This window comes from Sphingorhabdus sp., from assembly GCF_044374345.1.
Classification (GTDB): domain Bacteria; phylum Pseudomonadota; class Alphaproteobacteria; order Sphingomonadales; family Sphingomonadaceae; genus Sphingorhabdus_B.
Map to the genome: position 1 here is coordinate 1 of NZ_JBILOS010000008.1, position 25,528 is coordinate 25,528.

Consider the following 25,528-nt stretch of genomic DNA (forward strand, 5'->3'; position numbering starts at 1 on the left):
TTGGAACAATGGCGCTTATTATGGCCACGAGGCACCATCATCGGGCCTCGCCGTTGCCCGTATGGCCGCGCACATCACTTATCTATCGGAGGCAGGCCTTACCGAGAAATTTGGCCGCCGCCTGCAAAACCGCGATGCCAAAAGCTTCGGATTTGATGCCGATTTTCAGGTTGAAAGCTATTTGCGTTATCAAGGCCTCAGCTTTGTCGACCGCTTTGATGCCAACAGCTATCTCTACATCACGCGCGCGATGGACTATTTTGACCTCGCCGAACCGCATGACGGTATTCTGGCGCGGGCATTTGCAGGGACAAAGACACGCTTTTGCCTGATCAGTTTTGACAGTGACTGGTTGTACCCGACCGCAGAATCGCGGCGCATTGTCCATGCGTTGAACGCCGCGGGTGCTGCGGTCAGTTTCGTTGAGCTATCAAGCCCGTTTGGCCATGATGCCTTCTTGCTGGAAGCGCCCGAGATGAACCGCATCGTGGACGGTTTCTTGCGCGCAGGAGAGCAATGATGAGCGCACTCCGCCCTGACCTTGCCATCATTGCCCGTGAAGTCCGCGCGGGGGCACGTGTGCTTGATGTTGGATGCGGTGACGGGCAGTTGATGGCGGCGTTGCGTGATACCAAAAATGTCGATGCCCGCGGTCTTGAGCTGAATGCGCACGATGTTGCGACCTCAGTATCCCGGGGCCTATCCGTCATTCAAGGCGACGCCGATACCGATTTGGCGGAATATCCGGACGGCAGCTTTGATTATGCCATTCTCAGCCAGACATTGCAGACGACCAAAAGACCGGATCTGGTTCTTGACCATTTGGTCCGGATCGGGCGTGAGGCATTTGTCTCCTTCCCCAACTTTGCGCAGTGGCGCATCCGTTTTGCCCATATGTTCGGCGGACGCATGCCCGTGACCAAGCAACTTCCACACCTCTGGTACGACACACCCAATATCCACCATGTGACCATCGACGATTTCCGAAGCTTGTTACACGAACGGAATATCGAGATTGAAGGCCAGTGGTTTCTGTCTGGAAACAAGCCGCGCGCCGACCGCTTCGCCAACCTACTGGCGCAACATGCGGTGTTCAAACTGCGCCGGAAATAGTCCAACATCAAACGATGCGCCGATATCGCGTCGGCCATCTTCACGCACACTGATTTGGAGATCCTGTTTTGCCATGCTTTGCGCGACCACAGCAGGTGCAGCTGCTACGGCAGCCAAAAGGACTGTGGTGCAAATCATGCCCATAAAAAACGATCCATTTGCCAATATAGGCAAGAGTTAATGCATGTAATTAGCGGCGCCATTGCCGCGAAATACGGCCAATCGCCGGCCAAGTTTCATGCTGCGCCGATTTGCGACAATGCCCCGAGCATTGCTAAACCGATAAAGCCTGTTGCGCCGGTCAACGGGCTTTGCTAGTGGCCCCCTCCTACCTGTCGAGGCGCGTGCGGCCATGGCGGAATTGGTAGACGCGCAACGTTGAGGTCGTTGTGGGCGAAAGCCCGTGGAAGTTCGAGTCTTCTTGGCCGCACCAGACAGTCGTTTTCGGCATGTGATAACCGCCTGACGACAAACATCCTGAAACAAATATGTGTGATATCGCGGATATTATATCCCGCCCCCGACACTCGGGCACCCATCGCCATGCACAATAAAGTTCATGGCAAGGGGTTCGCGATTATTAGCTGCGCAATAAGGTGCAAACGGCCGCCGCTCGCGGCAACCGTTTGCACCCATGACTGTTGATCGGCGCTTAGAGCTTACGCCTTGGCCTTCAAACTTTCTGCCACCGCAACGCCGTGCCGCTCAAGCGCTTCGACAATTTTTGTAGCACCTTCAAGGTCGCCCCAGAACATGGGGCCGCCGCGATAAATGGGCCAGCCATAGCCATAGATCCAGACCACATCGATATCCGACGCCCGCTGCGCTTTGCCTTCCTGAAGTATTTTGTAGCCCTCATTGACCATCGGGTAGAGTGTCCGCTCGACAATCTCCTGATCGCTGATCTCGCGTTTCGGCAAGTTAGAGGTCGACCGAAACTCTTCGATGATAGCAAGCGCCTCGGCGCTTGGCGTGCCGACGCGCTTTTCATCATAATCATAAAAGCCCTTGCCGTTTTTCTGACCAAAACGTCCCGCAGCGCACAGCGCATCACGGATCGTTTCAACACGGCTTGGGTCGCGGTGCCAGCCAATATCGAGGCCAGCGAGATCGCTCATCTGGAAAGGGCCCATCGGCATGCCAAAATCGGTATGGACCTTGTCTATTTGCGCCGGCGTTGCGCCTTCCAATAATAATTGCATCGCGGGTTGTTGGCGTGTTGACAGCATCCGGTTGCCAATAAAGCCGTGACAGACACCAGCGACCACCGCAACTTTGCCGATTTTCTTGCCGATGGCCATCGCGGTTGCGAGCACGTCATCCGCAGTCTTTGCGCCGCGCACGACCTCCAACAATTTCATCACATTGGCGGGCGAGAAGAAGTGCATTCCCACCACATCCTGGGGCCGCGAAGTGCTATCCGCGATTTCATCGACATCGAGATAGGATGTGTTCGACGCTAAAATTGCCCCGGGCTTACAAATGGCATCAAGCTTGCCAAACACCTCTTTCTTGACGTCCATGCTCTCATACACAGCTTCAATCACAAGGTCGCAATCTGCGAGGTCCTCAAGCGCGAGTGACGGCGTCAACAGACCCATCATGCCCTCGACCTGTTCAGTCGTGAAGCGGCCCTTGGCGGCACTATTTTCGTAATTCTTGCGGATGACACCCACGCCGCGATCCAGATTTTCCTTAACCATTTCAACGATGGTCACGGGAATCCCCTTGGATAGGAAATTCATCGATATGCCGCCGCCCATGGTGCCTGCGCCAATGACGCCGACTTTTTTAATATCGCGCAGGGCCAAATCCTTGGGCAGCCCGTCAATTTTCGCCGCCTGCCGTTCGGCAAAGAACATGTGGCGCTGCGCCGCCGATTGCGACCCGCCCATCAGCTTGAGAAATTCCGTGCGCTCGAATTGCATGCCTTCGTCAAATGGCAGTCGCGTCGCGGCCTCAACGCACGCCAAATTGGCGTAAGGCGCGTCAAAGCCGCGCCATTTTTTCGCATTGGCCGCCTTCAGCTGTTCAATAACCCCGACGTCGCCAGAAATAGGCCGATCGCGGGTTGGCCGGGGACCGGTAGAAATCAATTCACGTGCATAAGCGATGGCATCTTCCGCCAGGCTATCTTCGCCGGCAAGCCTGTCGACGAGGCCAATTGCGGCGGCCTTAGCGGCGGGCAAATGCTCTCCAAGTGCGCACATAGTTGCGGCAGCCTCAATCCCCACGACACGAGGAAGCCGCTGCGTGCCGCCCGCACCCGGCAGCAGGCCAAGCTTTACCTCTGGAACGCCAAGCCGGGCCGATGGCACCGCGATACGGTAATGGCAGACAAGCGCGGTTTCCAATCCGCCGCCAAGCGCGGTCCCATGGATGGCAGCGACGACAGGCTTATGTGCCGCTTCAATCATGTTGAGCACCGCGTTGAAATCAGGCCCTTGCGGCGCCTTTCCAAATTCCGTGATGTCGGCGCCTGCAATGAAGGTTGATCCCGCGCAACGCAGCACAATCGCTTTGACCGAGTCGTCGGCAAGCGCCAGCTCAAAACCGTCTTTCAGCCCCTGCCGGACATGCCATGACAGCGCATTAACGGGCGGGTTATCGACAAGAACAACAAGGATATCATCGATTTTCTGCGTGGTGACTGACTGCACGGTAAGCTCCTCAATATCAGCGCAGGCCATGTTTGAGCTGCGCGCTGGGTAAGATTGAACGTCTCGATTGTTCTAGAATGTTTTGGGTCGCGCTGGCAATCCCGCTGCGTCATCAAAGCGCAGAGCGCAGATGTTTGGCGTTAGTTTTTCAGGCTTTGAATGATCGCCGAAAAATCCATGCCACCTTTTCCAGCCGCATCAAATTGCGCGTATAGTTCCGCCGCCCGCGCGCCCATGGGCACATCGGCGTTGACCGACTGCGCAGCTTCCATGGCCAGCTTAAGGTCCTTCAGCATCAGTGCGGTCGCAAAACCGCCCTGATAATCATTATCGGCGGGCGACGTCGGTCCGACGCCTGGAACGGGGCAATAGCTGGTCATCGACCAATTTTGGCCAGAGGCTTTCGACGAAATGTCGTAAAAGGTTTGAAGGTCGAGCCCCAGCTTTTCAGCCATGGCAAAGGTTTCGCAGGTCGCAATCATCGATGCACCCAGCAGCATGTTGTTGCATATCTTTGCCGCCTGACCCGCCCCTGATCCACCAGCATGAATGACAGCCTTACCCATCGCCGACAGGATCGGCTCTGCCCGCGCAAAGGCAGTATCGGTGCCACCCACCATGAAGGTCAACGTGCCCCCATTGGCGGCCGCAATGCCGCCCGACACCGGGGCATCAACCATATCATAGCCAGCGGCGACAGCATCCGCCGTCACCTTGCGCGCAGTATCAACATCAATTGTCGAACAATCGAGCAAAACCGCGCCTGTGGGGGCATGGCCCAATACATCAGTTTCAAATACGCTATCGACGATACTGCCATTGGGCAGCATCGATACGACAGCGTCCACACCACCGACCGCATCACGCACGGACGTAAATGTGGCGCAGCCATTTTCCTGCGCCCGCGCCAATGCGTCGGCCGACAGGTCAAACGCATTTACCCTGTGCCCTGCCTTAACGAGGTTGGCGGCCATGCCGCCGCCCATGTTGCCCAGACCGATAAATGCGATTTTCATATGCTTTATCCCATTGTGGGAATGACGAACGCGTTGCCACCGTCGGGCGAGCCATCTGGCCAACGCTGGGTGATGGTCTTGACCTTGGTCCAGAACTTCACGCCTTCCATGCCGTGCTGGTTGGTGTCGCCAAAGGCAGAGCGTTTCCAGCCGCCAAAGCTGTGATAGGCAACCGGCACGGGGATCGGCACGTTAATGCCGACCATGCCGACATTGACGCGCGCGGCAAATTCACGGGCGGCGTGGCCGTTGCGGGTAAAGATCGCGACGCCATTGCCATATTGGTGCTTTGAAGGAAGCGCCAAGGCCTCTTCAAAGTTGGCCGCGCGGACGATCTGCAGCACTGGACCGAAGATTTCTTCCTTATAGCTTTCCATGTCGGTGGTGACATGGTCGAACAAGGTTGGTCCAATGAAGTAACCTTCTTCATGTCCCTGAAGCTTGAACCCGCGTCCATCGACAATCAGTTCGCCGCCTTCATCAACGCAGGTCTGGATCCAGCCTTCGACCTTTGCCTTATGCTGTGCGGTAACAACCGGACCATAATGCGCTTCGGAATCGGTTGAGACACCGACGCGTAGTGCTTGTATCGCCGGAATGAGCTTCGCCTTCAAACGCTCTGCCGTATCGTCGCCAACAGGCACGACGACGGGGAGCGCCATGCAGCGTTCACCAGCTGAACCAAAGGCAGCGCCCGCAAGGTCATTCACGACTTGGTCGAGGTCCGCGTCGGGCATGACGATGCCATGGTTCTTTGCGCCGCCCATCGCCTGCACACGCTTGCCGTTGGCAACGCCGCGATTGTAGACATAATGCGCGATGTCGGACGAGCCGACAAAGCTCACCGCACCAATGGCGGGGTGGTCAAGGATGGCGTCGACCATTTCCTTGTCGCCATGCACAACCTGACAAATGCCTTCGGGTAAGCCAGCTTCGATAAACAGTTCCGCCAAACGCACAGGAACACTGGGGTCACGCTCGCTTGGCTTGATGATGAACGCATTGCCCGTCGCAATCGCGGGGCCGCACATCCACAAGGGAATCATGCCGGGGAAGTTGAACGGGGTAATACCTGCACCAACGCCGATTGGCTGACGCATCGAATATACGTCAATGCCGGGGCCAGCGCCTTGGCTATATTCGCCCTTCATAACATGCGGGATGCCACAGCAAAATTCGATGACTTCCAACCCGCGCTGAATGTCGCCCTTACTGTCGGCAATGACCTTACCATGTTCGGACGACAGCATATGCGCGAGATCGTCCATGTTGGCCTCAACCAAGCGTTTGAATTCGAACATCACGCGCGCACGGCGCTGCGGGTTGGTCGTCGCCCACGCAGGTTGCGCCGCCAATGCTGCCTGCACCGCGCGTTCCAACACAGCGGCATCGCCCAATGCAACGCGGGCCTGAACGCCGCCATTGTTTGGATCCATTATGTCGCCAAAACGCGATGCGCTGGCACCCGTGCCACCGCTAATGAAATGATCGATTTGACGCATAGCTTTTCTCCTAATTCTGTGCGCCGCCAATGCCCGTGTCGGACCATTAATGCAACCTCGGTATATTATGGTTCAAAAATTGGTGACGGTGCATATATGGGCTTCAGAACGCCGTAATATCCTTATCCTTCATTTTTCGGGAACCTGCATGATCACGCTATTGGCTCGCACCTCGCTACTGGCGTTCGTCATCGGTGCGCCTGCTGCGTATGCGCAGGAGAGCGCCGAACCGATTATCATTGTCACCGGCAAAGGGCTCGACCAGACGAAGGGGGACCCCGCTTATGGCTCGGTGGAAATCGACCGCGCGCGCTTAACCAGCGAAGCGTCCGGCCGCATCGAAAATATCCTCGCCGATGTCGCTGGCTTTCAACAGTTCCGGCGTTCCGACAGCCGTTCAGCCAATCCATCGGCGCAAGGGGCCACCTTGCGCGCGCTTGGCGGCAATGCATCGAGCCGCACATTGGTGCTGCTTGATGGCGTGCCTCAGGCCGACCCGTTTTTCGGCTACATCCCCTTTAGCGCAATCACCCCCGAACGTTTATCATCCATCCGCGTCACGCGCGGCGGCGGCAATGGTGCCTTTGGTGCAGGAGCCGTCGCAGGGACCATCGAGCTGAACAGCGCAGGGCGGGGCGACATTCCCGATGCCGCATTGTCCGCCTTTTACGGCAGCGGCAACGCCAGCGAATTGTCCGCTGGCCTCGCGACTGATCTCGGTGCCGGATTTGTCAGCCTATCGGGTCGGTGGGATCGCGGCGACGGGTTTTACACCGCGCCAAGCGCCACCCGCCAGCCCACTGATGTCCGGGCCGCCTATGACAGCTGGTCAACCGGATTGCGCGCCGTTGCGCCGTTGGCGGAAGGGGTTGAACTGCAGTTCCGCGGACTGCTGTTTCAGGACCATCGGACGTTAAGATTTGCAGGCGCAGACAGCAGCTCCGAAGGACAGGACGCGAGCATTCGCATCGTGTCGCAGGGCCGCTGGCAAGTCGACGCGCTGGCCTATGTTCAGGCGCGCAATTTTACCAACATCGTGATCAGCGCAACGTCGTTCCGCAAAACGCTCGACCAAAGAAACACGCCATCCACGGGCGTCGGTGGCAAAATAGAGGTCAGGCCACCCGTTGGCAGCGATCATCAATTGCGCATGGGCGTAGACGCGCGGCTATCCGAAGGTGAGCTGTTTGAGGATGTCTATAGCGGCGTCACCGGCCTCATCACCGCACGGCGCAATGCTGGGGGAAACAGCGCGACATTTGGCGTTTTCGCCGAGAATGATTGGACGCTTGGCGATTTGACGCTCACCGGCGGCATCCGTGCAGACCGTTGGACGATCACCAACGGCTTTTTTGCAGAGCGCGCTACGAATGGAACCGTCGTGCGCGATGATGTCTTTGCTGATCGCGCAAGTTGGCAGTCCAGCGCACGGGTCGGGACACTCTATGCACCGACCGATGGCGTAGCGCTCCGTGCCGCGGCTTATACCGGCTTTCGTTTGCCCACGCTGAATGAACTCTATCGCCCATTCACCGTCTTCCCCGTCGCAACGCGCGCCAATGAAGCGTTGGACGTGGAAAAGCTGCGCGGTGTCGAGGCGGGGTTTGATGTCCGACCAGCCACCGGCGTGACCCTTGGCGCAACATTATTCTACAACAGGCTCAACGACGCCATCGCCAACGTCACGATTGGCACTAATCTGCGCCGACGCGACAATGTCGATGCTGTCATTGCCAAGGGCGTCGAGCTCAGCGGCGAAGCGCAATTTGGTGCGGTCAGCATTGCCGCATCTTACGCATTCAGCCACAGCAAAGTGCGCGCATCGGGCATCGCCAGCGGCCTCAACGGGCTCACCCCGGCACAAAGCCCCCGCCATGCGGCAAATGCGACCGTGCGGTGGACGCCAAGCGCCGGCAATATATTGTCGGCAACAGCCCGTTATGTCGGCGCACAATTCGAAGATGATCTTGAGGCGAATATTTTGCCATCGGCGCTTACCTTTGACGGCTTTGCACAAATCCCCCTCACCCGGAAGATCGCATTGACCGGCCGGGTCGAGAATATCCTCAATGAAGAAGTTGTGACCCGCAAAGTGGGAACGTCGATAGACCTTGGAACACCCCGGATATTTTGGATCGGGCTGAAATTTTCGGCCCGATAGCAGCGAAGGTTGCATCATGTCCCGTGCGACTGGGGCAGTTATTGCATGAAACCCAAATTAGCGCCGTTGAACCGACCAATGTTGGGCGAGATGCTGGGGAGTTCGCTAGGCGCTACGCCGAACCATGTGGCCAGTGTTGCAGCATATTGATCAACTGAAACCGTTGGAAGCAAACGGCCAAGGCCTACTTGGTCGGGGCTTCTAACAGAAATTTCCGGGGCAACACCGTAATAGCGGCCGCCGTTCACCGCGCCGCCCATGATGAAGTGGTGCGCCCCCCAGCCATGGTCAGATCCATCACCGTTGTACTGCAGCGTGCGGCCAAAATCGGACGCCGTGAATGTCGTCACTTTGTCAGCGACACCCAATTCCACGGTCGCACGATAGAAGGCGTCAAATGCGAAGTCGACACGGTTCATAAGCGTTGCGTGCGCTTCAATTAAATTGTCGTGATTGTCGAAGCCGCCTAAGCTGACCATAAACACTTGGCGCTTTACGCCCAGCGCTTGGCGCGCCGCGATCATTCGCGCAACTATTTGAAGTTGGTCCGCTAAACTGTTGGTGCCGGAAACTGGCCGGAATGACGTCGCAAGGGATATCTGCTGTAGCGCCGCATTGATAACGGTTTCCGCATCTATGGAGCGGCGCGATACCCTATTATACTCCGCTTCAAAGACATTGTTGCTCGACTGCGTCATCAATGTTCGAAGCGCATTGCTGCCCGCTGTAGACCCAAATAGAGAGCCATTAAGACCATTTATGGATGGCGCGCCGCCTGGCGATATCTGATAGGTAATCGCATCTTTTCCCGCCAAGAAAACGGCATTGCCCGTTGCCGAAATGCAGGTGAACAGTGAATTGGTGTTGCTGGACAAGGCTAGGTCGCCCATGCGGCCACCCCAACCGTCGGTGGCACCTTCGGGCTTGGACGACTGCCATGTCGATTGTTGGTCATTATGCGAAAACAGTTTCGCGGGCCGGGGGTTTGCGACCCAATTGCTGCTTTGATATTGGGCTAAAGTTAATGGTGCAATAAGCGGCCCGACATTCAGCAATGGCACAATTTTACCTGCATCAAACAATGCCTTCATGCGGGTCATTTGCGGTGCGAGCGCATATTGCACATTGTTGGTCAGCACTTGGCCATTGGCGGGTGTAAGGGCGGTTGCCGCGAGAGACGAACGCGCTAACGTAATCCCGCCTGCAGTCTGTCCGGGACCGCCGCCGCGAATAGCGCTGTACAGGTCGTAATTTGCCGAGTCATACGGTATCAATGTACTATTATGGTCGTTACCACCGTTTAGAAACACGCAGACCAGCGCGCGATAATCATTGCCAGCGCTGAAAGCCGCCGCCTCCCCCATGCCCGCAAGACCCATGGCCCACGACCCAGCAGTCCCGGCAACAGCCAATTGTTTAGAGCGGCGAAGGAAAGCGCGTCGCGATATATCTTCCATTTTGCTAATGTGCACGAGACGCTCCCTATTTTTGGACCAGGTAATCGGGGGAGGCAAACACGAGTAGTGCTGCCAAATACACGCGCCTTTGTTTGTCTGCCAACGAACTGGTGTCCGTTATCGACTTCGCGTCAAGTGCGGCCTTGATAGTTGCTTTGGTGGTGTCCGTGATCTGGTTTCCGGACAATAATAAAGACAGCCGGTTGAGTAAGGCCGAAGCGTCGGTAACGATTGCTAGCTCACTCGTGTAAGCGGCTTTAACGTCGTTATTGATACCGTTGGTTGATCCGATGGCGGAAGCCATGAAGTTGATATAGCCTGCGACACTGACTTCGTTCACGATTTGGAATTCAGGTGCGACCAGCGCGTTGGTTGCGATGGCGGTGTTGGGTGGGACGTAACCCGGGCGGTAAAAATTAAACACAGACGGCGCACGCAAGGGACTTTGGCCAAGGCTGAAGGAAGGGTTGGACGTATTGTTAATGGTCCAATTACCTGATTGTGATGTGGCGCCGAAATTTCTGGCCCATTGTGTAAAGCGCAACACAGGCTCGCGCACTTTGCCAAAGGTCGGCGACGTTAATCCAGTCGCATTTGTCGCTTCATCATCAAGTAAAATGGCCTTAAACACCGCCCGCAGATCGCCACGAACGCCCGAGCCATTATTGTTAAATATCCTGGCAACACGATCAACATAGCCAGGGCTGGGGTTGCTCGTCACCAATCTCTGGATCATTTGCTTTGAAAAGAATGGACCAACATTTGGGTGGTTGAAAAGTGTGTCCAGCGCGATTTTCATGGATGTTGGAGCATCGGTGTTCGCAGGAATAGTTGTACCCAGAAATGTTTTTTCGAGCATTGAATGTTGGCTGACGGTTTGTTTCCACTCCCATCTGGTCGGATCGCTTGTCATCGGCCTGATTACGGATTCTATGGGGGAGATTTTTTGAGATGGAAAACGAACAGAAGGCGTTCTGACCAAATTCGCAAAGTCATAACTGTAACCGGTAAACACACGGGCGAGGTTGGATACATCGGCATTGGTATATGTTTCGATGGGCTGGCCAGTGCTTCCTGTTTTTTTGGTGCCGTCATTATTCAGCTCATTCAAACCAATGGTGAAAAGCTGCATGACTTCACGTGCATAATTTTCGTCAGGCACGCGGCCGGTTCGGGTATCTTCTTTCCTATTGTCCAGTGTGCTCAGGTAAACACCCATTGCGGGGTTGAGGGTCACATCTTCGAGTAACTGACGAAAATTTCCGAAAGCGTTGCGATTAAGAATATCCCAATAAGCGGCCATTGCATTGGACCGCCAGTCGATTTCGATACCGTTGGTCGAAACGACAAAAAATTGGGAAAGCGCGTAGGCAAATCTTTTACGAACGGGGTCGGGGCTAGTGATCAACTGGTTCCAAACCATGTTGTCCGCTAAATTGTCTCGGAAATAAAACTCATCGACCGTCACGCGATCGTAACCGCGCGATGACAGCCAGTCGACACCTGTCTGGCTAATTGGAATATCCATCTGTTTGTCGAGCCAAGCCACATAACCGACAGAGCGGATATCCGCGATTTCGGGTTCCGTCGCGGCAAGACTGGCCTTCAAAATGAAACGGGCTGCTTCGCCATCTGTCGCAGGCTTGGCGACTTGCACTGCAGGTGCCAAAACAGAGCTTATTGGATTGCCGTCCGTCCCTTCTCCGCCACAAGCGGCCAGCGCCAATGAGGCGGCGGGAATTGCAAAAACAGCGGACGATTTTTCTTCGGCCATTCCCTGCGGTGCAGCGAATGTATCTGGGAAGCTATCCGCTTTTGTTGCCTCTTCCAGAGTCGCGCATTCAGCTTGCGTCATCACACTATCCCCCTAACCATATGGCCAATTCCAAGGTAAGGAAAGGCCCTGGTTCCCACCGCCGTTGCCGCACATGTGTAATGATGTTACGCTGACAAATGGTTTGACTAAACTATACTTTTTCCCAGCCCCAGCAATGAATTTTTTTGTTGCGATGGGTGGGGTAGGAGATTAGTCAGCGGCATGGTAACAAGCGTGATTTAGGCTCGGTATATGGTCAACAGACGCTTCGCTCTCCCTATTTTTGCAGTTCTTCCTCTCGCCGGACTTTGTTCGGGGGCGCACGCAAATGTTTTTGAACGCAAACAAAATGGCAATCTCGTCGAAATATCCCAGCCGGCATGGCGGGCGGACGCGTCGCGGTCTGTTGAACGTCGAAATGGTCCCACAACAAATTCCGCATCCAATTCTTCCCAATCACAAAATGCCGTGCGACAGCATATTCAGGTTGCGGCAACACGCTTCGGCGTTGACCGCAATCTGGTCGATGCGGTTGCTTGGCAAGAGTCACGATATAATCCGCGCGCCCTTTCCACGGCGGGTGCGATGGGCGTGATGCAACTCATGCCTGGGACTGCACGGCAATTGGGTGTGTATAACCCGCAGGATGTGGAACAAAATGTGGCTGGTGGGACCGCTTATTTGCGTCAGCAGCTTGAACGCTTTGGCAACAATGTGCCACTTGCTTTGGCGGCATATAATGCTGGACCAGGGGCGGTGATGAAATATGGTGGCATCCCGCCGTACCGCGAAACACAAGATTACGTCCGCCAAATAATGCAACGCTTGTCGGCAACATCGGCCAATCGCGCAGGATATTGAGGTTCATGATGACATATATATTCAAACGCTTTTTTGCATGTGCTGCGCTCGCTTTGGCTATTCCAAAAAACGCGATGGCGCAGGTGGCGAATGTCGATCCGCAAGGTTCGGGGCCAATCGTCAACGCGCTTAGCTGGATACAGGGCACACTGCTTGGCAATGTCGCAACGACTGCTGCCGTAATCGCCGTTGCGGTTGTGGGGCTGATGATGCTGACCGGACGCATGAACTGGCGCTTTGGTGCGACCGTTATCATTGGCTGCTTCATTCTCTTTGGTGCCACAGCGATTGTCTCGGGTATTCGTGTCGCTGCAGTTGGCGGTTAAGGCATGACCCCACTGAACCGCACGCCGATATTCCGGGCATTAACACAGCCGCAGATGTTTGCGGGCGTCACATATAGCTATTTTGTCATAAATCTGGTCGTCACGACCGAGATTTTCCTGATCACACGGTCATTCTGGGCGATTCCGGCTGCCGCCGTCATCCATGCGATTGGCTATATGGCCTGTTTGCGGGAGCCCCGGATTTTCGATCTCTGGATTACGAAAATAAGCCGTTGCGGCCGTACGCGCACGCATGATCTTTGGCGCTGCAACAGTTACCGGCCTTAATCCATGAAAACGGCCGCCCAAAAAGCAGCAGCTTTGGACCCATGCGCTGGGGACCGTCTGCCTTATGCCGGACATTTGGATGACCATACGGTTATGACCCGCGGCGGCGACCTGATCCAGATGATTCAGGTCGATGGCATTGCCTTTGAAACTGCCGATAGCGAAACGCTGAACCATATGGCGGCGGTGCGTGATGTTGTGATGCGCGGCATCGCGAACTCCAACCTGATGTTATACTGCCATGTCATTCGTCGTCAGGTGACCGCCGAATTATCGGGTGCGCAACCCGACGGTTTTGTCCGCGACCTTGACGATGCGTGGCAGCAGCAACTGCGCGGCAAAAAACTCTATATTAATGACATGGTGCTGATGCTGGTTCGTCGGCCAGCCCAAGGAAAGATTGGTTTTTTTGACCGCCTGACCAAATGGGGCAATGGAACACGTAACAGCGCCGAACGGCTGGCTGACCAAACGCGGGAACTGCGCGAATTGGATGCGGCGCGCACCAACCTGCTCTCCGCCCTCAGCCGCTATGGCCCGCGCCTGCTTGGTCGCTATCGCGACGCACATGGCACTTGTTCCGAACCGCTGGAGATATTGTCGGCGCTGTATAATGGCGAAATGCAGCCCGTGCTTGAACCCACCGGCGATGCTGGCCAATATCTGCCATATAAGCGGATCAGCTTTGGCCTTGATGCCCTCGAATTGAAAGGCGCAAGTGCCAACACGTCGCGTTTTGGCGCTATCGTTTCCATCAAGGATTATCCTGCATATACGGCACCGGGTATGCTCGATAACCTTCTGCGTCTGCCGCATGAGCTGACGATGACGGAGAGCTTTGCTTTCATCGACCGACAGATTGCGGATGAACGCATCGGGCTTGCGCTACGCCGGTTGCGCGCGGCGTCGGACGAAACCACCACCCTGCGCCAAGGCCTTTTGGGTGCAAAGGATGATCTCACCGGCGGCGCTGCAGCTTATGGTGAGCACCATCTGACGGTGCATGTCCGCGCGATGACCTTGGCCGCGCTGGATGCGGCCGTTGCCGATGTACAAGCCTCGCTTGCCGATATTGGCGCGGTTGCCGTGCGTGAGGATCTCAATTTGGAAAGTGCCTTTTGGGGTCAGTTTCCGGGCAACGCAGATTTTATTGCGCGCAAGGCTTTGGTGTCGACCGCCAATTTGTCCGGCCTCATTTCGCTCCATGGCTTTCCAATCGGCGTGCCTGCTGGCGGCCCATGGGGTGAGCCTATCACGGTCCTCGAAACCACATCCAGCACACCCTATTTCTTTAACTTGCACAGCGGTGATTTGGGCAATTTCACGCTTATTGGGCCATCGGGTTCCGGCAAAACGGTGGTGCTCAATTTCCTGATTGCGCAGGCGCAGAAATTTTACCCCCGCACGTTTTTCTTTGACAAAGATCGCGGGGCCGAGATTTTCATTCGCGCCATTGGTGGGCATTATGATGTCTTGCGGCCCGGCACGCCAACCGGATTCAACCCGCTTCAACTGCCCGAAAATGCAACAAATCAGGCATTTTTGCGGCAATGGCTCTCGCAGATTTTAACGCCGGCGGGCGGGCAGCTTACTGCCGATGAAAACGCCATCATCTCAAGCGCGGTTGATGCCAATTTCGGCCAACCGACCGAATACCGCCAATTGCGCTATGTGGTGGAGCTATTGGCTGGCGGCGCACGCCCCACCCGTGGCGATCTCGCTTCGCGCCTTGCCCCTTGGTATGGCGCGGGGGAACATGCATGGTTGTTCGATAACCCGACGGACCAGTTAAACCTCGATACAAGAACCGCTGGCTTTGACATGACCGCGTTGCTGGACAACCCCGAGTTGCGCACGCCCGCGATGATGTATTTGTTCCACCGCGTCGATGAACGTTTGGACGGCAGCCCTTCGATGATTGTCATCGACGAAGGATGGAAGGCGTTGGATGATGACGTCTTTGTGCACCGGATGAAGGATTGGATGAAAACGATCCGCAAACGCAATGGTGTGGTTGGTTTTGCCACACAAAGCGCAAGCGACGCGATTGAAAGCAAAATTGCCGCGACCATCATTGAACAATCCGCCACGCAATTGTTCATGAGCAATCCCAAGGCGCAAGCATCCGATTATTGCGGTGGCTTTGGGTTGACCGCGCATGAGCTTGATCTCGTGCGCTCCTTGCCCGAACACTTACGCTGCGTTTTGATTAAGCAAGGCGGGAACAGTGTCGTTGCGCGTCTGGATATGGGCAATATGCCCGATGCGATCACTGTGCTGTCCGGCCGTGAAGCCAGCGTGCGCAAACTGGACGAGCTTCGCAGCGTTCATGGTGATGCGCCGTCCGAATGGTTGCCGATGTTGTTGCAAGCAGCGCAGGAAGGCGTGTTGACCCCGTGGCCAGTGGCAAGCAGGAGGGGTATGCAAAGCTGATGGCAAATTGCGTTGCCCTTAACCCTGCAGCCGGTTCGGCAGAAACGATGGTCAATGCCGTCGATTGTTACATCGCGTCGACCGTGCAGGCGGGCTATGCCAATTTGCTTGGCGAAGGCAGCGTGTTTAGTGTTGCCTTAACAATTGCGCTGACGATTTACGTCGCGATCATCGGCTACCGGCTGATATTTGGACGCTCGTCACTCAGCGTTGGCGAGATGATGCCGCGCATGATCATGATCGGTGCCGTGCTGGCGCTGACGAGTAACTGGGCGACATATCAGGTTTTGGTGTATGACGTGCTGACCGATGGGCCGCACGAAATCGTGCGCGCCATTAACCCTAATGATGGCAATGTGCGCGGTATGACCGAACGTGTCGATATGCTGTCGGGCCGCATGGTCGACCTTGCGGATGCCTGGACCGAATTTGATGCGCGGCCGGAACAGATGCTGCCGGCAAGCCCAACGGCACCTGCACCCGGGGCGCTTCCGGTCACTGCAAACAATATCACCGCTGTTGTCGCGCCAAAGGATTCGCTTGGCCCCAATATGCTGTTGTTGAGCGCGTTGTTGCTGGTGCTCGCATCGGCAGGTGTCTTGGTCGTGGCGAAAATCATCTTGGGCCTGTTGTTTCTCCTTGGCCCCGTCTTTGCCGTGCTGGGCTTATTCCCCTCTACACGCGGCTTGGCACTTGGCTGGGGCCGTGCGGCGATCATGATGGCGTTGGTGCCTATTATGACGATGATCACATCAGCAGGGGCCATGGCGGCGCTTGAGCCCATATTGACGCAAATGTATGTGTCGGCGGGCCAAGGTGATTTTTCATTGCGCGCGGCTTTGACGATATTGGTTGTCGTGCTCATCATGGTCGCGGTGGCGGTGCAGTTGTTCCGCATTGGCCGCACGATTGTCAGCGGCTGGACCTTGCCCTTTGGGCAACACCGCGCAGCTGATAATTCGGTTTCAGCGCCAGCCGCGGATGTCCCGATGCCGTCGAATAATGTCGTGTATAATGAACGCATGCAGTCGCTGGTCGGCGCTATTGAGCGTTCCGCCGCCGCAGCCGCAAACATGGACCCGGGCAACCCGCGTAGGATATTGTTGCCGCAGCCGGCATATGCGGATGCCAGTCAAGCAGGACAAAAGAATAATTATTTCGACCGGCGCATTTCGCGGGGCCCCGTCAATGCGGTCCGCGCGCCGATTAAAGCCATTAGGAACGTTGCATGACCCGACATTATCATTGGCTGGCCCTTATCACCATGGCGATTGGCATCGCTGTTATGCAGCCGATGGCAGCATCAGCGCAGGTTGCGCCAAATATCCGTTATGTGGACTATAACCCCGATGCCGTCATTCGCCTGACCGGCCATACCGGCTATCAAATGATGCTTGAATTTGAGGCCGGTGAACAGATTGAAACCGTTGGCATTGGTGACGCCTCTGGGTGGCAGGTGACCCCGAATGGCGCAGGAACGGTCATGTTCCTGAAACCCGTGGGCCTGCCGCCTGCGACCAATTTATCGATCATCACAAATATGCGGCGGTACAATTTGGAACTGCTGGCCAAATCCGGCCAGCGTGTGCCCCAAAGCCAGATTATTTATGCGGTGCGCTTCCGTTACCCACCCAAAGTCACGGCAGACGACAATATGGCAACGCCGCCGCCGTTGATTTCGACCCCGCCTGAATTGTGGAACCGCGCCTATAGCTATGACGGCGCAACGGCCAATGTGCCGGAGCAAGTGTTTGACGATGGCAAATCGACCTTTTTCCGCTTTGCCGCTGGATCGGCGGCGCCTGCCATTTTCAGCATTACGCCCGATGCCGGTGAAAGCATCGTGAACTTTGCTGTGCGCGGGCCGTACACTGTTGTGGAACAAATCGCGCCGCAATTTGTGCTGCGTCATGGCAAAGAAGTCACGATCATCTTTAACGATGCCTATGCCGTGCCGACACCCGGCGCAGATGCCCCCAAGCCACGCGCACCAAAGAAGAAATGCGGGCTTTTTGGGTGCAAATCGATGGAGGCCAAGCCGTGAGCATATTTAAATCGGGCAATATGGACCCGCGGACCGCCATCGATTCTGATACGCTTGAAGAAGCGAACCAACGGATTTTGTCGCCGGTGGCCATGCCAAATGGTCTATCCCCGGGCATGAAATTGGGCGTAGTGGGCATTGGCTTGCTTGCCATTTTAACCTTTAGCAGCTTGGCCAACAGCCGGAATGAAGCAGACCAAGTTGCGGCACAGGCGGCCGCCGTCTCGACGCCTGCAGTTGTTCCCCCCGGCGGTCTTGTGCCGCAACCGACGTTGCGTCCGGGTCCACCGGAATTGCCGCCGCCCGTGCTTGTCCCGCCGCCCGTGAACACCCCAAATGGGGCAGCAATGGGCATCGTTGGCCCCGTAGCGGTTGGTCCGAACCGCTTTCAAGCGCCGGGCATCGTCGTGGATACCACAAAAGGCGGTGTCGCCATGGTCCCACCCACACCGGGTCTGGCAGGCGCCAAAAATGACGACTTGAGCGCGGAAGACAGATTTTCCGACCGCGTCGCGGCGGGCGAAAATGCGCCTGCCCGCGCGGTGCGTATCGCCAACAGCAGCTATACGGTGCCGCAGGGTGCCATTATCGCGGGCGTCCTTGAAACGGCGATAAACTCCGATCTGCCCGGATATGTGCGTGCTGTTGTCAGCCGCGACGTCATGGGCTTTGACGGCCGACGGGTGCTCATCCCAAGCGGAAGCCGCTTGATTGGGCAATATCGCTCGGGCCTCGCCGCGGGGCAATCACGCGCATTCATCGTCTGGACACGGCTGACCCGCCCCGATGGCGTAACCGTGTCGCTGGGCTCGCCCGTCACCGACCCGCTTGGCCGTGCGGGCTTAGGGGGTAAAGTGGATAGCCACTTCCTGAAACGCTTTGGTTCGGCGATATTATTGTCCGTTGTGCAATCCGGCCTGGGGCTTTTGCAGCAGGGTGGCAATGATGTCATCGTCCGCACCGCCGATGATGCCAAAAGCGTTGCCGGTATTGCCTTGCAGCGGGACATCAACATTCCGCCGACGGTAAAAGTGGCGCAAGGAACAGCCATTCGTATCTTCATCGCCCGCGACCTCGATTTTTCGGGCACCGACGGCGATGCGCAATGAGGCATGCGGCGCCCGTGGCTGGCGATGCCGAAAATGTGTATCTCAACAGCTATCTAGCGCCATTTCGCGAATGGCTGGCTTGCGATGATGTGACCGAGATTTTGGTAAACCGGCCGCATGAAATATGGGTTGAGCGGCTTGGGTTTGCGCAGATGGAACGTCACGACGCTCCACAAATTGACAGCCAGTTGCTGGAACGCCTGGCGCACCAGATCGCGCGCATCAACCATCAAGGGGTTAGCCGCGAAAGTCCTTTGCTCGCCGCCATATTGCCGGGCGGTGCCCGCGTGCAGATGGTGTTGCCGCCTGCAACGCGCGGCGATGTTGCGCTCGCGATCCGCAAACACCGGCTGCAAGACATGACGCTGGAGAGCTATTTTGAACAAAGCGCGCTTCCATCGGTGCGTAGTGCCGCCGACGATGGCCCCATGCTTGCGGCGCTTTTGCAGAAACAAGATTATCTAGGCTTTTTCCGTGCGGCCGTTGCGGCGCGCAAAACGATCCTCATTTCTGGCGGAACGTCGTCTGGTAAGACAACCTTGCTCAACGCGCTGCTAAAGGAAATTCCGAAACATGAGCGGGTCATTTCCATTGAGGACACCCCTGAAATCCGGCTGAGCAGCGACAATGCGCTTGGCTTGGTCGCTGTGGCCGGCGATCAAGGTGAGGCACGCGTGACAGTTGACGATCTTATGCGCGCATCGCTGCGTATGCGGCCGGACCGGTTGATCGTGGGCGAATTGCGTGGCGGCGAAACAGTCACGTTTTTGCGGGCCATCAATACGGGTCATCCCGGTTCCATCAGTACGGTGCACGCCAATTCACCCCAAGGTGCGTTCGAACAAATTGCCTTCATGTGTATGCAGGCCGGGCTTGGCCTTGGCCGTCTCGAAACGATGGAGTACGCCCGGTCCATGATCGACGTTGTCATCCAACTGGACCGCCACAGCGGCCAACGCGCCATAAGCTGTGTCGAATTAACGAACGCTGCATGACGCTAAATTGGAGCAGCCTGAGTCTAGACCACATCCAAATAAAGATAGCCACGGTGGGCTGTTGGCGGAGACGGTGGGATTCGAACCCACGATAGAGTCACCCCTATACACACTTTCCAGGCGTGCGCCTTCGACCACTCGGCCACGTCTCCGCATTCCCCTAAGGGATGCACGCCCCTAGCCGCTCCTTTCCGCTTTCGCAAGGCACAGTGATTTGCCATAATCGTATTGATGAAAAGATATCTGCCCCTGTTCGCCAGCGCCGCGATCTGCGCTGCTCTCCCCCTCTCTGCACAGGACACCAAAACCTATCCCGCGCCGTCGGAGATTGTGGCGGCAGCCAAGGCGGACAACTGGGTTGCCATTGCGCCGTCGGATATATTGGTAATGGACCTCGCCCCCGATTCGAAAGGCAAGCCCCGCCGCGTGGTCATTCAACTGATACCTGCCCCATTTAGCCAAGGTTGGGTCAGCAATATCCGCAAACTTGCCGCCGCGCATTGGTGGGACGGCACCAGCATCAACCGCGTGCAGGACAATTATGTCGTGCAATGGGGCGATGCGACCGAGAAGAAGGCCTTGCCACAAGGGTTGGCGGTCGTGGACGCAAAGGATTATGTCACCCCTGACTGGCCGACCAAGGATTGGATTTTGGCCCGGGCAGACGGAAGGCCAGACGCCTACGCAGGCGCCCATGGCTTCTATCTTGGTTGGCCGCTGGCACAAGGCCGTGAAGGCCTCTGGCCAGTCCACTGTTATGGCATGGTCGGCGTTGGCCGGAACCTGTCACCCGACACCGGCACGGGCGCGGAACTCTATACCGTTATCGGCCATGCACCGCGGCACTTGGACCGCAATATCGCGCTGGTCGGACGGGTGATCGAAGGCATTGAACATATGTCCAGCCTTCCACGCGGCACGGGAGCACTTGGCTTTTACGAGAAGGAAGAAGAGCGCGTACCAATCCTGTCGGTGCAGCTTGGGAACGCAGCGAAGGACGTGCCTGCGTTCGAATATCTGTCGACAGACAGCAAAAGTTTTGCGGCCTATGCCGACGCGCGCGCCAATCGGCGGGATGCTTTTTTCAACATCCCTGCTGGTGGCGCAGATATTTGCAACATTCCGGTCCCGATAAGGCGGAAAGGCAATTAGGGTCAAACGGGGTACTTAGGGGGTTGGAGCGGGAACGTTCGACGGCGCGGCCTCAACCGGTGGCGCGACGATTACGGGAACCGCTACGGGTTGCAGGATGGCGACCTGCTCGAGCCGGTCGAGCGCTTTACGCGCATCGCTGAACCGTTTGGCCCGAACCATCCATGATTGCGCGATGGATGCGCCGGGTAACGCCGCAACTTCCGTCACAGCAAGATCAAGCTTCCCTGCATCGACCAGCGCTTCCGCGCGGATCAGCCGCTCATTTGGCGCGAGTGATGGTCCGTTTTCTTTGCGCAGCACGAACAGTTCCGACAATTCCCGCTTCACGGTCGCCCATGTGCTGTCGTCTCGATTGCCCGTCAAAAGCACCGGCGCAAGTCCGCGCAATTCGGTTTTCAGGGCATCAATCGTGACCGGCGCTTGCCCAGCCGATAACACCGCGGCAACAGATTGCGGCTGGGTCGCGCCAAAACGCAGGCGCAACTGTTCGGCAAGATTGCCGAGCGGCGCACCCTTATCAATCGTGCGACGCACCGCATAAATGAGCAACAGCCCATCCGCGCGCGCGGCTTCGGGCGAGAGCATATTGGGTGATGGGAAAGTTGGAACCATTTGGTCCGTAACCGACTGAGCGATAGCATTAGCATCGGTGGTGGCCACATTGCCCGCTGCCCCTGTAGATGACTCAACCGCCACGGGGGCGTCAGATGGCGTGAGAAAACCATATTTGTCGGCGATCACATAAGCGACAATCGCGCCACCCACAAAGGCACATAAAATAAGCAGCATGATGTGCTTGAATGTGAATCCACGGCGTGATGTCGCGGTCGCTGTTTGAAAATCGGTCATGTTGCTCCTTCAATAGCGGCATTCGGCGGCAGGGTGCAATCTATCCTTGTAAAATGCTGTCTGATTGCGTCCATTAACGCAGCGTCATTTGGTGAGGGCGCGACAATTATCTGTGCCCAGCCCTCACCAGCGCTTGCTGCGATAGCGTTCGAAAACGTCGCGAGCGTGATTTTGTTGCGTGATAGGCCGCCCGCATCGCACAGACCGGCAAAGTACGCCGCCGCGCGTGACGAGTGCAGGATAACCGCATCGCATACTGCAACCTGCGCGGCGAAGTCCGCCGGTGTTTCCAGCACCGCGCTTCGGTACACAACCGCTATATCAATGTGGACGCCAACAATCTGCGGAACAGCACTATGGTCTTCACCTGCAAGCCATAAGAGTTTTTTATGGCCGTCTGCGGCAGCAACGCCAACAAGTGCCTCCACGCCGTTGGATCCGGTCGCAGCAACCGGCAAAGCCAAATTGGCCAGCGCGCTCGCGGTCGCACTGCCGACCGCATAGATAGGCGTGTCGCGCGCGCTTTCCAAAAATCCAGTTGCGGCGCGGGCGGCATTGCCGCTGGTCAACAAAATCGCGTCATATCCGCCAACCGATACCGATGGCGGCGGCATATGTTCAATGGCGAACAGTGGCATAAGCACTGGCGCATATCCTGCACCCTTAAACCGGCGGGCGGTGGCATCTGCCCCTGGTTGCGGCCGGATAATCAGCACCTTCACGAAGCGAACATGCTCCGCAGTTCATCACTGGCCTTTGCCAGCAATTGATCCGCCAATTGTGCCGGACCATCACGTGAAGCTTCATAGACGATTTCGCCTGCGTGCATTTCCCGGCCATCCGCGGTGAAAACTTCACCTTTCAAGCGAATCTGGGCACCTTCGACCTGCGCCAATGCGGCAATGGGTGAATGGCAATTGCCGCCCAATGCCTCAAGCAAGGCGCGTTCGGCATTAACGGCGACAAAGGTGTCCACATCGTTGATGGCCGCCAAAAACGGGACGAGCTCATTGCGACTGGTCAACCGGTCAATGCCGACCGCGCCTTGCGATGCCGCCGGCAAAAACTGGCTCAGCGGTAATGGCGCGCCGACATTAGCCATGCCCAACCGGTCCAGTCCGGCCGCGGCCAAAAGTGTCGCATCCGCGTCACCATTTTCAATATGCGCCAAACGGGTTGCGACATTGCCGCGCAAGGGGACGATCCGCACATCAGGACGGGCACGTTGCAGTTGCGCCGCGCGTCGTGGGCTGGATGTCCCGACCCGCGCACCATGTTTCAGATCGTCCAACGACGCGGCACCAATCAATCGGTCGCGCACATCCGCGCGCGGCAGCATGGCGGAGATATCAAAAATGTCTGCACGCACCGTTTCGACATCTTTCATCGAATGCACCGCGATATCAATCTGGTCATCGATCAGCGCGCGTTCCAGCTCTTTGGTCCACAGCGCCTTGCCGCCGATTTCGGCAAGCGGCCGGTCCTGAATCTTGTCACCTGTGGCGAGCATCGGGACCAAGACGACGGCATCGTCGGGCAGATTATGCGCCGCTTTGATGGCAGCCATAGTCATCTCCGCCTGCGCCAAAGCGAGCGGAGACCGGCGTGTACCGATACGTAACGGACGGTCGGAGGAAAACGATATCATTGTCATGCGACTTGTTCATAGCGCCACGTCCACCTATGGGAAAGCGCAATGGCAATCATCCTTGGTCTTGAATCCAGCTGCGACGAAACCGCAGCGGCAATTGTGCGTTCCGACCGGACGATTTTGAGCCACGCCTTGGCTGGTCAGGAAGATCATCACCGCGCATTCGGCGGCGTCGTTCCCGAAATCGCTGCCCGCGCGCATGCCGAGCTGATGACCCCCTTGGTGGAAACCGCACTTGCCGACGCAGGCATGACGTTGAATGATGTCGATGCCATTGCCGCAACGGCTGGCCCCGGCCTCATTGGCGGTGTCATGGTTGGACTTGTGACAGCCAAGGCGCTTGCCATGGCGTCGGGAAAGCCGCTGATCGCCGTCAACCATCTTGAAGGCCATGCGCTTTCGCCGCGCTTGGTCGATGCCGATCTCGCATTTCCCTATCTGCTTCTGCTGGTATCTGGCGGCCATTGTCAGCTGCTGCGGGTCAATAACGTTGGCGACTATAACCGGCTGGCGACCACCATAGACGATGCGGTGGGCGAAGCGTTCGACAAAACGGCGAAGATTTTGGGCCTTGGCTTTCCCGGTGGGCCAGCCGTCGAACGCGCAGCCGCGTTGGGCAACGCGAAAAATGTGCCGCTACCCCGACCTTTAAAAGGCGCTGATGAACCGCATTTTTCCTTCGCTGGCCTGAAAAGCGCTGTGCTGCGCGCGCATGAAACGGGCCAATATAGCGTCGAGGATATTGCCGCATCCTTTCAGCAAGCCGTTATCGACTGTCTGTACGACCGGATACGCTATACGCTGGATCGTATTGATGCACCGGCTGCACTGGTTGTCGCGGGCGGCGTCGCGGCAAATGTGCCCATCCGCAATATGCTCGAGCAGCTTGCCGCAAGCCGCGGCATGCGTTTTGTTGCGCCGCCATTGTGGTTGTGCACCGACAATGGCGTGATGATCGCATGGGCTGGCGCGGAGAGATTTGCGATGGGCCTGACCGATGGCCTTGATTTTGTTGCGCGGCCGCGCTGGCCGCTGGATCCCAACGCAGCACCCGCACGCGGTGCGGGCGTAAAGGCATGAGCCAGAAGCCCTATCCGGTTGGTATCATTGGTGGCGGCGCATGGGGCACCGCGCTGGCCGCCGTCATGGCGCAAATCCACGATCGCGTCCTCATCTGGGCCCGCGAAGAAGAGGCCGTGCAGAGCATAAACAACCTGCACGAAAACAGCCTGTTTTTGCCGGGCACATCATTGTCACCAAAGATTGAGGCGACAGCTGACCTCGCCCGCATGATCGCGTGTGAAAATTTGCTCATCGTGACCCCGGCCCAGCATGTGCGCGCCACGCTGTCGGCGCTGCCGGATACAAAGGCCCCGCTGATCCTGTGCGCCAAAGGCATTGAGGCCGATACCCAAATGCTGGTGTCAGATGTTGCCGCGGCAACGCGCCCGAGCAATCCGATTGCCGTTTTGTCAGGCCCCACATTTGCGCATGAGGTTGCTGCTGGAAAGCCCACAGCGGTCACGCTCGCGACCGCCGATCAGACGCTGGGTTCCGAGTTAATGCGCCGCATCGCCACACCTTCCTTCCGTCCCTATTGGTCTGATGATGTTGTCGGCGCGGAAATTGGCGGTGCCGTCAAAAACGTGCTCGCAATCGCATGCGGTGTCGTCGATGGCGCAGGTCTTGGTCTCAACGCGCGTGCGGCGTTGATTGCGCGCGGTTTTGCCGAGATGCAGCGATACGGCCTTGCGCGCGGTGCAAAAGCCGAAACGCTAGCCGGACTATCCGGATTGGGCGACTTGGTCCTGACGTGCAGCTCTGAAAATTCGCGTAACTTTTCCTTGGGTCGCGGGCTTGGGCAAGGTCAATCATCTCAAACCCTGCTGGCAGACCGCAAGACGGTTGCCGAAGGCGCATATACCGCGCCGGTCCTATTACAGTCGGCAACCGCGCTTGATGTCGAAATGCCCATCGTGAGCGCCGTATGCGCATTGCTGTCAGGATCAGCGACCGTCGATGCCGTCGTCACCGAATTGCTGGCACGCCCGCTCAAGTCCGAAAGCTGGTAACGGCAGACCTAATCCGCTAG

General features: G+C 57.0%; 21 protein-coding genes, 2 tRNA genes and 1 pseudogene. 15 read left to right on the forward strand and 9 right to left on the reverse strand.

The features are described from left to right. From metX to ACIQ5B_RS01570, 3 genes and pseudogenes are all read left to right on the forward strand, one after another. Positions 1 to 520: pseudogene (gene metX / locus ACIQ5B_RS01560) on the forward strand (homoserine O-acetyltransferase); the annotation flags it as partial. Next, a complete protein-coding gene (gene metW / locus ACIQ5B_RS01565; protein WP_397597481.1) occupies positions 517 to 1,113 on the forward strand; it encodes a methionine biosynthesis protein MetW in 597 nt (198 codons plus the stop codon). The pseudogene metX and the gene metW, both read left to right, overlap by 4 nt. 346 nt (positions 1,114 to 1,459) lie before the next feature. Next, positions 1,460 to 1,546: transfer RNA gene (locus tag ACIQ5B_RS01570), tRNA-Leu, on the forward strand. A 226-nt stretch (positions 1,547 to 1,772) separates the two neighbouring features. Here ACIQ5B_RS01570 and ACIQ5B_RS01575 read toward each other — a convergent pair. From ACIQ5B_RS01575 to ACIQ5B_RS01585, 3 genes are all read right to left on the reverse strand, one after another. Continuing rightward, positions 1,773 to 3,803, reverse strand: a complete 2,031-nt coding sequence (locus tag ACIQ5B_RS01575; RefSeq protein ID WP_397597482.1) for a 3-hydroxyacyl-CoA dehydrogenase NAD-binding domain-containing protein — start codon at positions 3,801 to 3,803, stop codon at positions 1,773 to 1,775. Positions 3,804 to 3,913: 110 nt separating this feature from the next. Further along, positions 3,914 to 4,789, reverse strand: a complete 876-nt coding sequence (mmsB, locus tag ACIQ5B_RS01580) for a 3-hydroxyisobutyrate dehydrogenase (protein WP_397597483.1) — start codon at positions 4,787 to 4,789, stop codon at positions 3,914 to 3,916. Positions 4,790 to 4,794: 5 nt separating this feature from the next. Next, on the reverse strand, positions 4,795 to 6,291 hold the full coding sequence (locus ACIQ5B_RS01585; protein WP_397597484.1) for a CoA-acylating methylmalonate-semialdehyde dehydrogenase: 1,497 nt from the start codon (positions 6,289 to 6,291) through the stop codon (positions 4,795 to 4,797). A gap of 148 nt (positions 6,292 to 6,439) precedes the next feature. Here ACIQ5B_RS01585 and ACIQ5B_RS01590 point away from each other — a divergent pair, with 148 nt between their 5' ends. Continuing rightward, positions 6,440 to 8,452 (forward strand): TonB-dependent receptor plug domain-containing protein, encoded by a 2,013-nt coding sequence (locus ACIQ5B_RS01590; RefSeq protein WP_397597485.1) that lies wholly within the window; start codon positions 6,440 to 6,442, stop codon positions 8,450 to 8,452. A 38-nt stretch (positions 8,453 to 8,490) separates the two neighbouring features. Here ACIQ5B_RS01590 and ACIQ5B_RS01595 read toward each other — a convergent pair whose 3' ends face one another. After that, on the reverse strand, positions 8,491 to 9,864 hold the full coding sequence (locus ACIQ5B_RS01595) for a DUF1501 domain-containing protein (protein ID WP_397597486.1): 1,374 nt from the start codon (positions 9,862 to 9,864) through the stop codon (positions 8,491 to 8,493). A 70-nt stretch (positions 9,865 to 9,934) separates the two neighbouring features. Then, the gene (locus ACIQ5B_RS01600) at positions 9,935 to 11,764 is read right to left on the reverse strand and encodes a DUF1800 family protein (RefSeq protein WP_397597487.1); all 1,830 of its coding nucleotides are present in this window, start codon (positions 11,762 to 11,764) and stop codon (positions 9,935 to 9,937) included. A 429-nt stretch (positions 11,765 to 12,193) separates the two neighbouring features. On the opposite strand from ACIQ5B_RS01600, the gene ACIQ5B_RS01605 reads away from it, so the two are divergent. From ACIQ5B_RS01605 to virB11, 8 genes are read left to right on the forward strand one after another with little or no spacing between them, the layout of a single operon-like run. After that, positions 12,194 to 12,586 carry a lytic transglycosylase domain-containing protein gene (locus ACIQ5B_RS01605; protein WP_395628993.1) on the forward strand — a complete coding sequence of 131 codons (393 nt, stop codon included), beginning with the start codon at positions 12,194 to 12,196 and terminating at the stop codon, positions 12,584 to 12,586. Positions 12,587 to 12,594: 8 nt separating this feature from the next. Beyond that, positions 12,595 to 12,912: a TrbC/VirB2 family protein gene (locus ACIQ5B_RS01610; protein WP_397597514.1), complete on the forward strand. Its 318-nt coding sequence runs from the start codon at positions 12,595 to 12,597 to the stop codon at positions 12,910 to 12,912. 3 nt (positions 12,913 to 12,915) lie between these two features. Further along, complete coding sequence (locus ACIQ5B_RS01615) at positions 12,916 to 13,200, forward strand: type IV secretion system protein VirB3 (protein WP_395628992.1); 285 nt, start codon at positions 12,916 to 12,918, stop codon at positions 13,198 to 13,200. Positions 13,201 to 13,203: 3 nt separating this feature from the next. Further along, positions 13,204 to 15,633: a VirB4 family type IV secretion/conjugal transfer ATPase gene (locus ACIQ5B_RS01620; RefSeq protein WP_397597488.1), complete on the forward strand. Its 2,430-nt coding sequence runs from the start codon at positions 13,204 to 13,206 to the stop codon at positions 15,631 to 15,633. Further along, positions 15,633 to 16,865: a type IV secretion system protein gene (locus tag ACIQ5B_RS01625; RefSeq protein ID WP_397597489.1), complete on the forward strand. Its 1,233-nt coding sequence runs from the start codon at positions 15,633 to 15,635 to the stop codon at positions 16,863 to 16,865. The genes ACIQ5B_RS01620 and ACIQ5B_RS01625 overlap by 1 nt, the downstream gene beginning before the upstream one ends. Continuing rightward, positions 16,862 to 17,677 (forward strand): TrbG/VirB9 family P-type conjugative transfer protein, encoded by an 816-nt coding sequence (locus tag ACIQ5B_RS01630; RefSeq protein ID WP_397597490.1) that lies wholly within the window; start codon positions 16,862 to 16,864, stop codon positions 17,675 to 17,677. The genes ACIQ5B_RS01625 and ACIQ5B_RS01630 overlap by 4 nt, the downstream gene beginning before the upstream one ends. Continuing rightward, positions 17,674 to 18,786 (forward strand): type IV secretion system protein VirB10, encoded by a 1,113-nt coding sequence (gene virB10, locus ACIQ5B_RS01635; RefSeq protein WP_397597491.1) that lies wholly within the window; start codon positions 17,674 to 17,676, stop codon positions 18,784 to 18,786. Before ACIQ5B_RS01630 ends, virB10 begins: the two co-directional genes overlap by 4 nt. Then, entirely contained in the window at positions 18,783 to 19,781 is a 999-nt protein-coding gene (gene virB11 / locus ACIQ5B_RS01640) for a P-type DNA transfer ATPase VirB11 (protein WP_397597492.1), read from the forward strand. The genes virB10 and virB11 overlap by 4 nt, the downstream gene beginning before the upstream one ends. A 62-nt stretch (positions 19,782 to 19,843) precedes the next feature. Here virB11 and ACIQ5B_RS01645 read toward each other — a convergent pair. Next, positions 19,844 to 19,933, reverse strand: a tRNA-Ser gene (locus ACIQ5B_RS01645). A 79-nt stretch (positions 19,934 to 20,012) separates the two neighbouring features. On the opposite strand from ACIQ5B_RS01645, the gene ACIQ5B_RS01650 reads away from it, so the two are divergent. Further along, positions 20,013 to 20,933: a peptidylprolyl isomerase gene (locus tag ACIQ5B_RS01650; RefSeq protein WP_397597493.1), complete on the forward strand. Its 921-nt coding sequence runs from the start codon at positions 20,013 to 20,015 to the stop codon at positions 20,931 to 20,933. Positions 20,934 to 20,948: 15 nt separating this feature from the next. Here ACIQ5B_RS01650 and ACIQ5B_RS01655 read toward each other — a convergent pair whose 3' ends face one another. The 3 genes from ACIQ5B_RS01655 to hemC are packed head-to-tail and all read right to left on the reverse strand — an operon-like array spanning position 20,949 to position 23,439. Beyond that, positions 20,949 to 21,785, reverse strand: a complete 837-nt coding sequence (locus ACIQ5B_RS01655) for a hypothetical protein (protein WP_397597494.1) — start codon at positions 21,783 to 21,785, stop codon at positions 20,949 to 20,951. Further along, positions 21,782 to 22,507, reverse strand: coding sequence for a uroporphyrinogen-III synthase (locus tag ACIQ5B_RS01660; RefSeq protein ID WP_397597495.1), 726 nt, complete (start codon positions 22,505 to 22,507; stop codon positions 21,782 to 21,784). The genes ACIQ5B_RS01655 and ACIQ5B_RS01660 overlap by 4 nt, the downstream gene beginning before the upstream one ends. After that, positions 22,504 to 23,439 (reverse strand): hydroxymethylbilane synthase, encoded by a 936-nt coding sequence (hemC, locus tag ACIQ5B_RS01665; protein WP_397597496.1) that lies wholly within the window; start codon positions 23,437 to 23,439, stop codon positions 22,504 to 22,506. The genes ACIQ5B_RS01660 and hemC overlap by 4 nt, the downstream gene beginning before the upstream one ends. Positions 23,440 to 23,481: 42 nt before the next feature. Between hemC and tsaD the strand changes: the two genes are divergently transcribed. Beyond that, complete coding sequence (tsaD, locus tag ACIQ5B_RS01670) at positions 23,482 to 24,516, forward strand: tRNA (adenosine(37)-N6)-threonylcarbamoyltransferase complex transferase subunit TsaD (protein ID WP_397597497.1); 1,035 nt, start codon at positions 23,482 to 23,484, stop codon at positions 24,514 to 24,516. Next, positions 24,513 to 25,508 carry an NAD(P)H-dependent glycerol-3-phosphate dehydrogenase gene (locus ACIQ5B_RS01675; protein WP_397597498.1) on the forward strand — a complete coding sequence of 332 codons (996 nt, stop codon included), beginning with the start codon at positions 24,513 to 24,515 and terminating at the stop codon, positions 25,506 to 25,508. Before tsaD ends, ACIQ5B_RS01675 begins: the two co-directional genes overlap by 4 nt. The last annotated feature ends 20 nt before the right edge of the window (positions 25,509 to 25,528 follow it).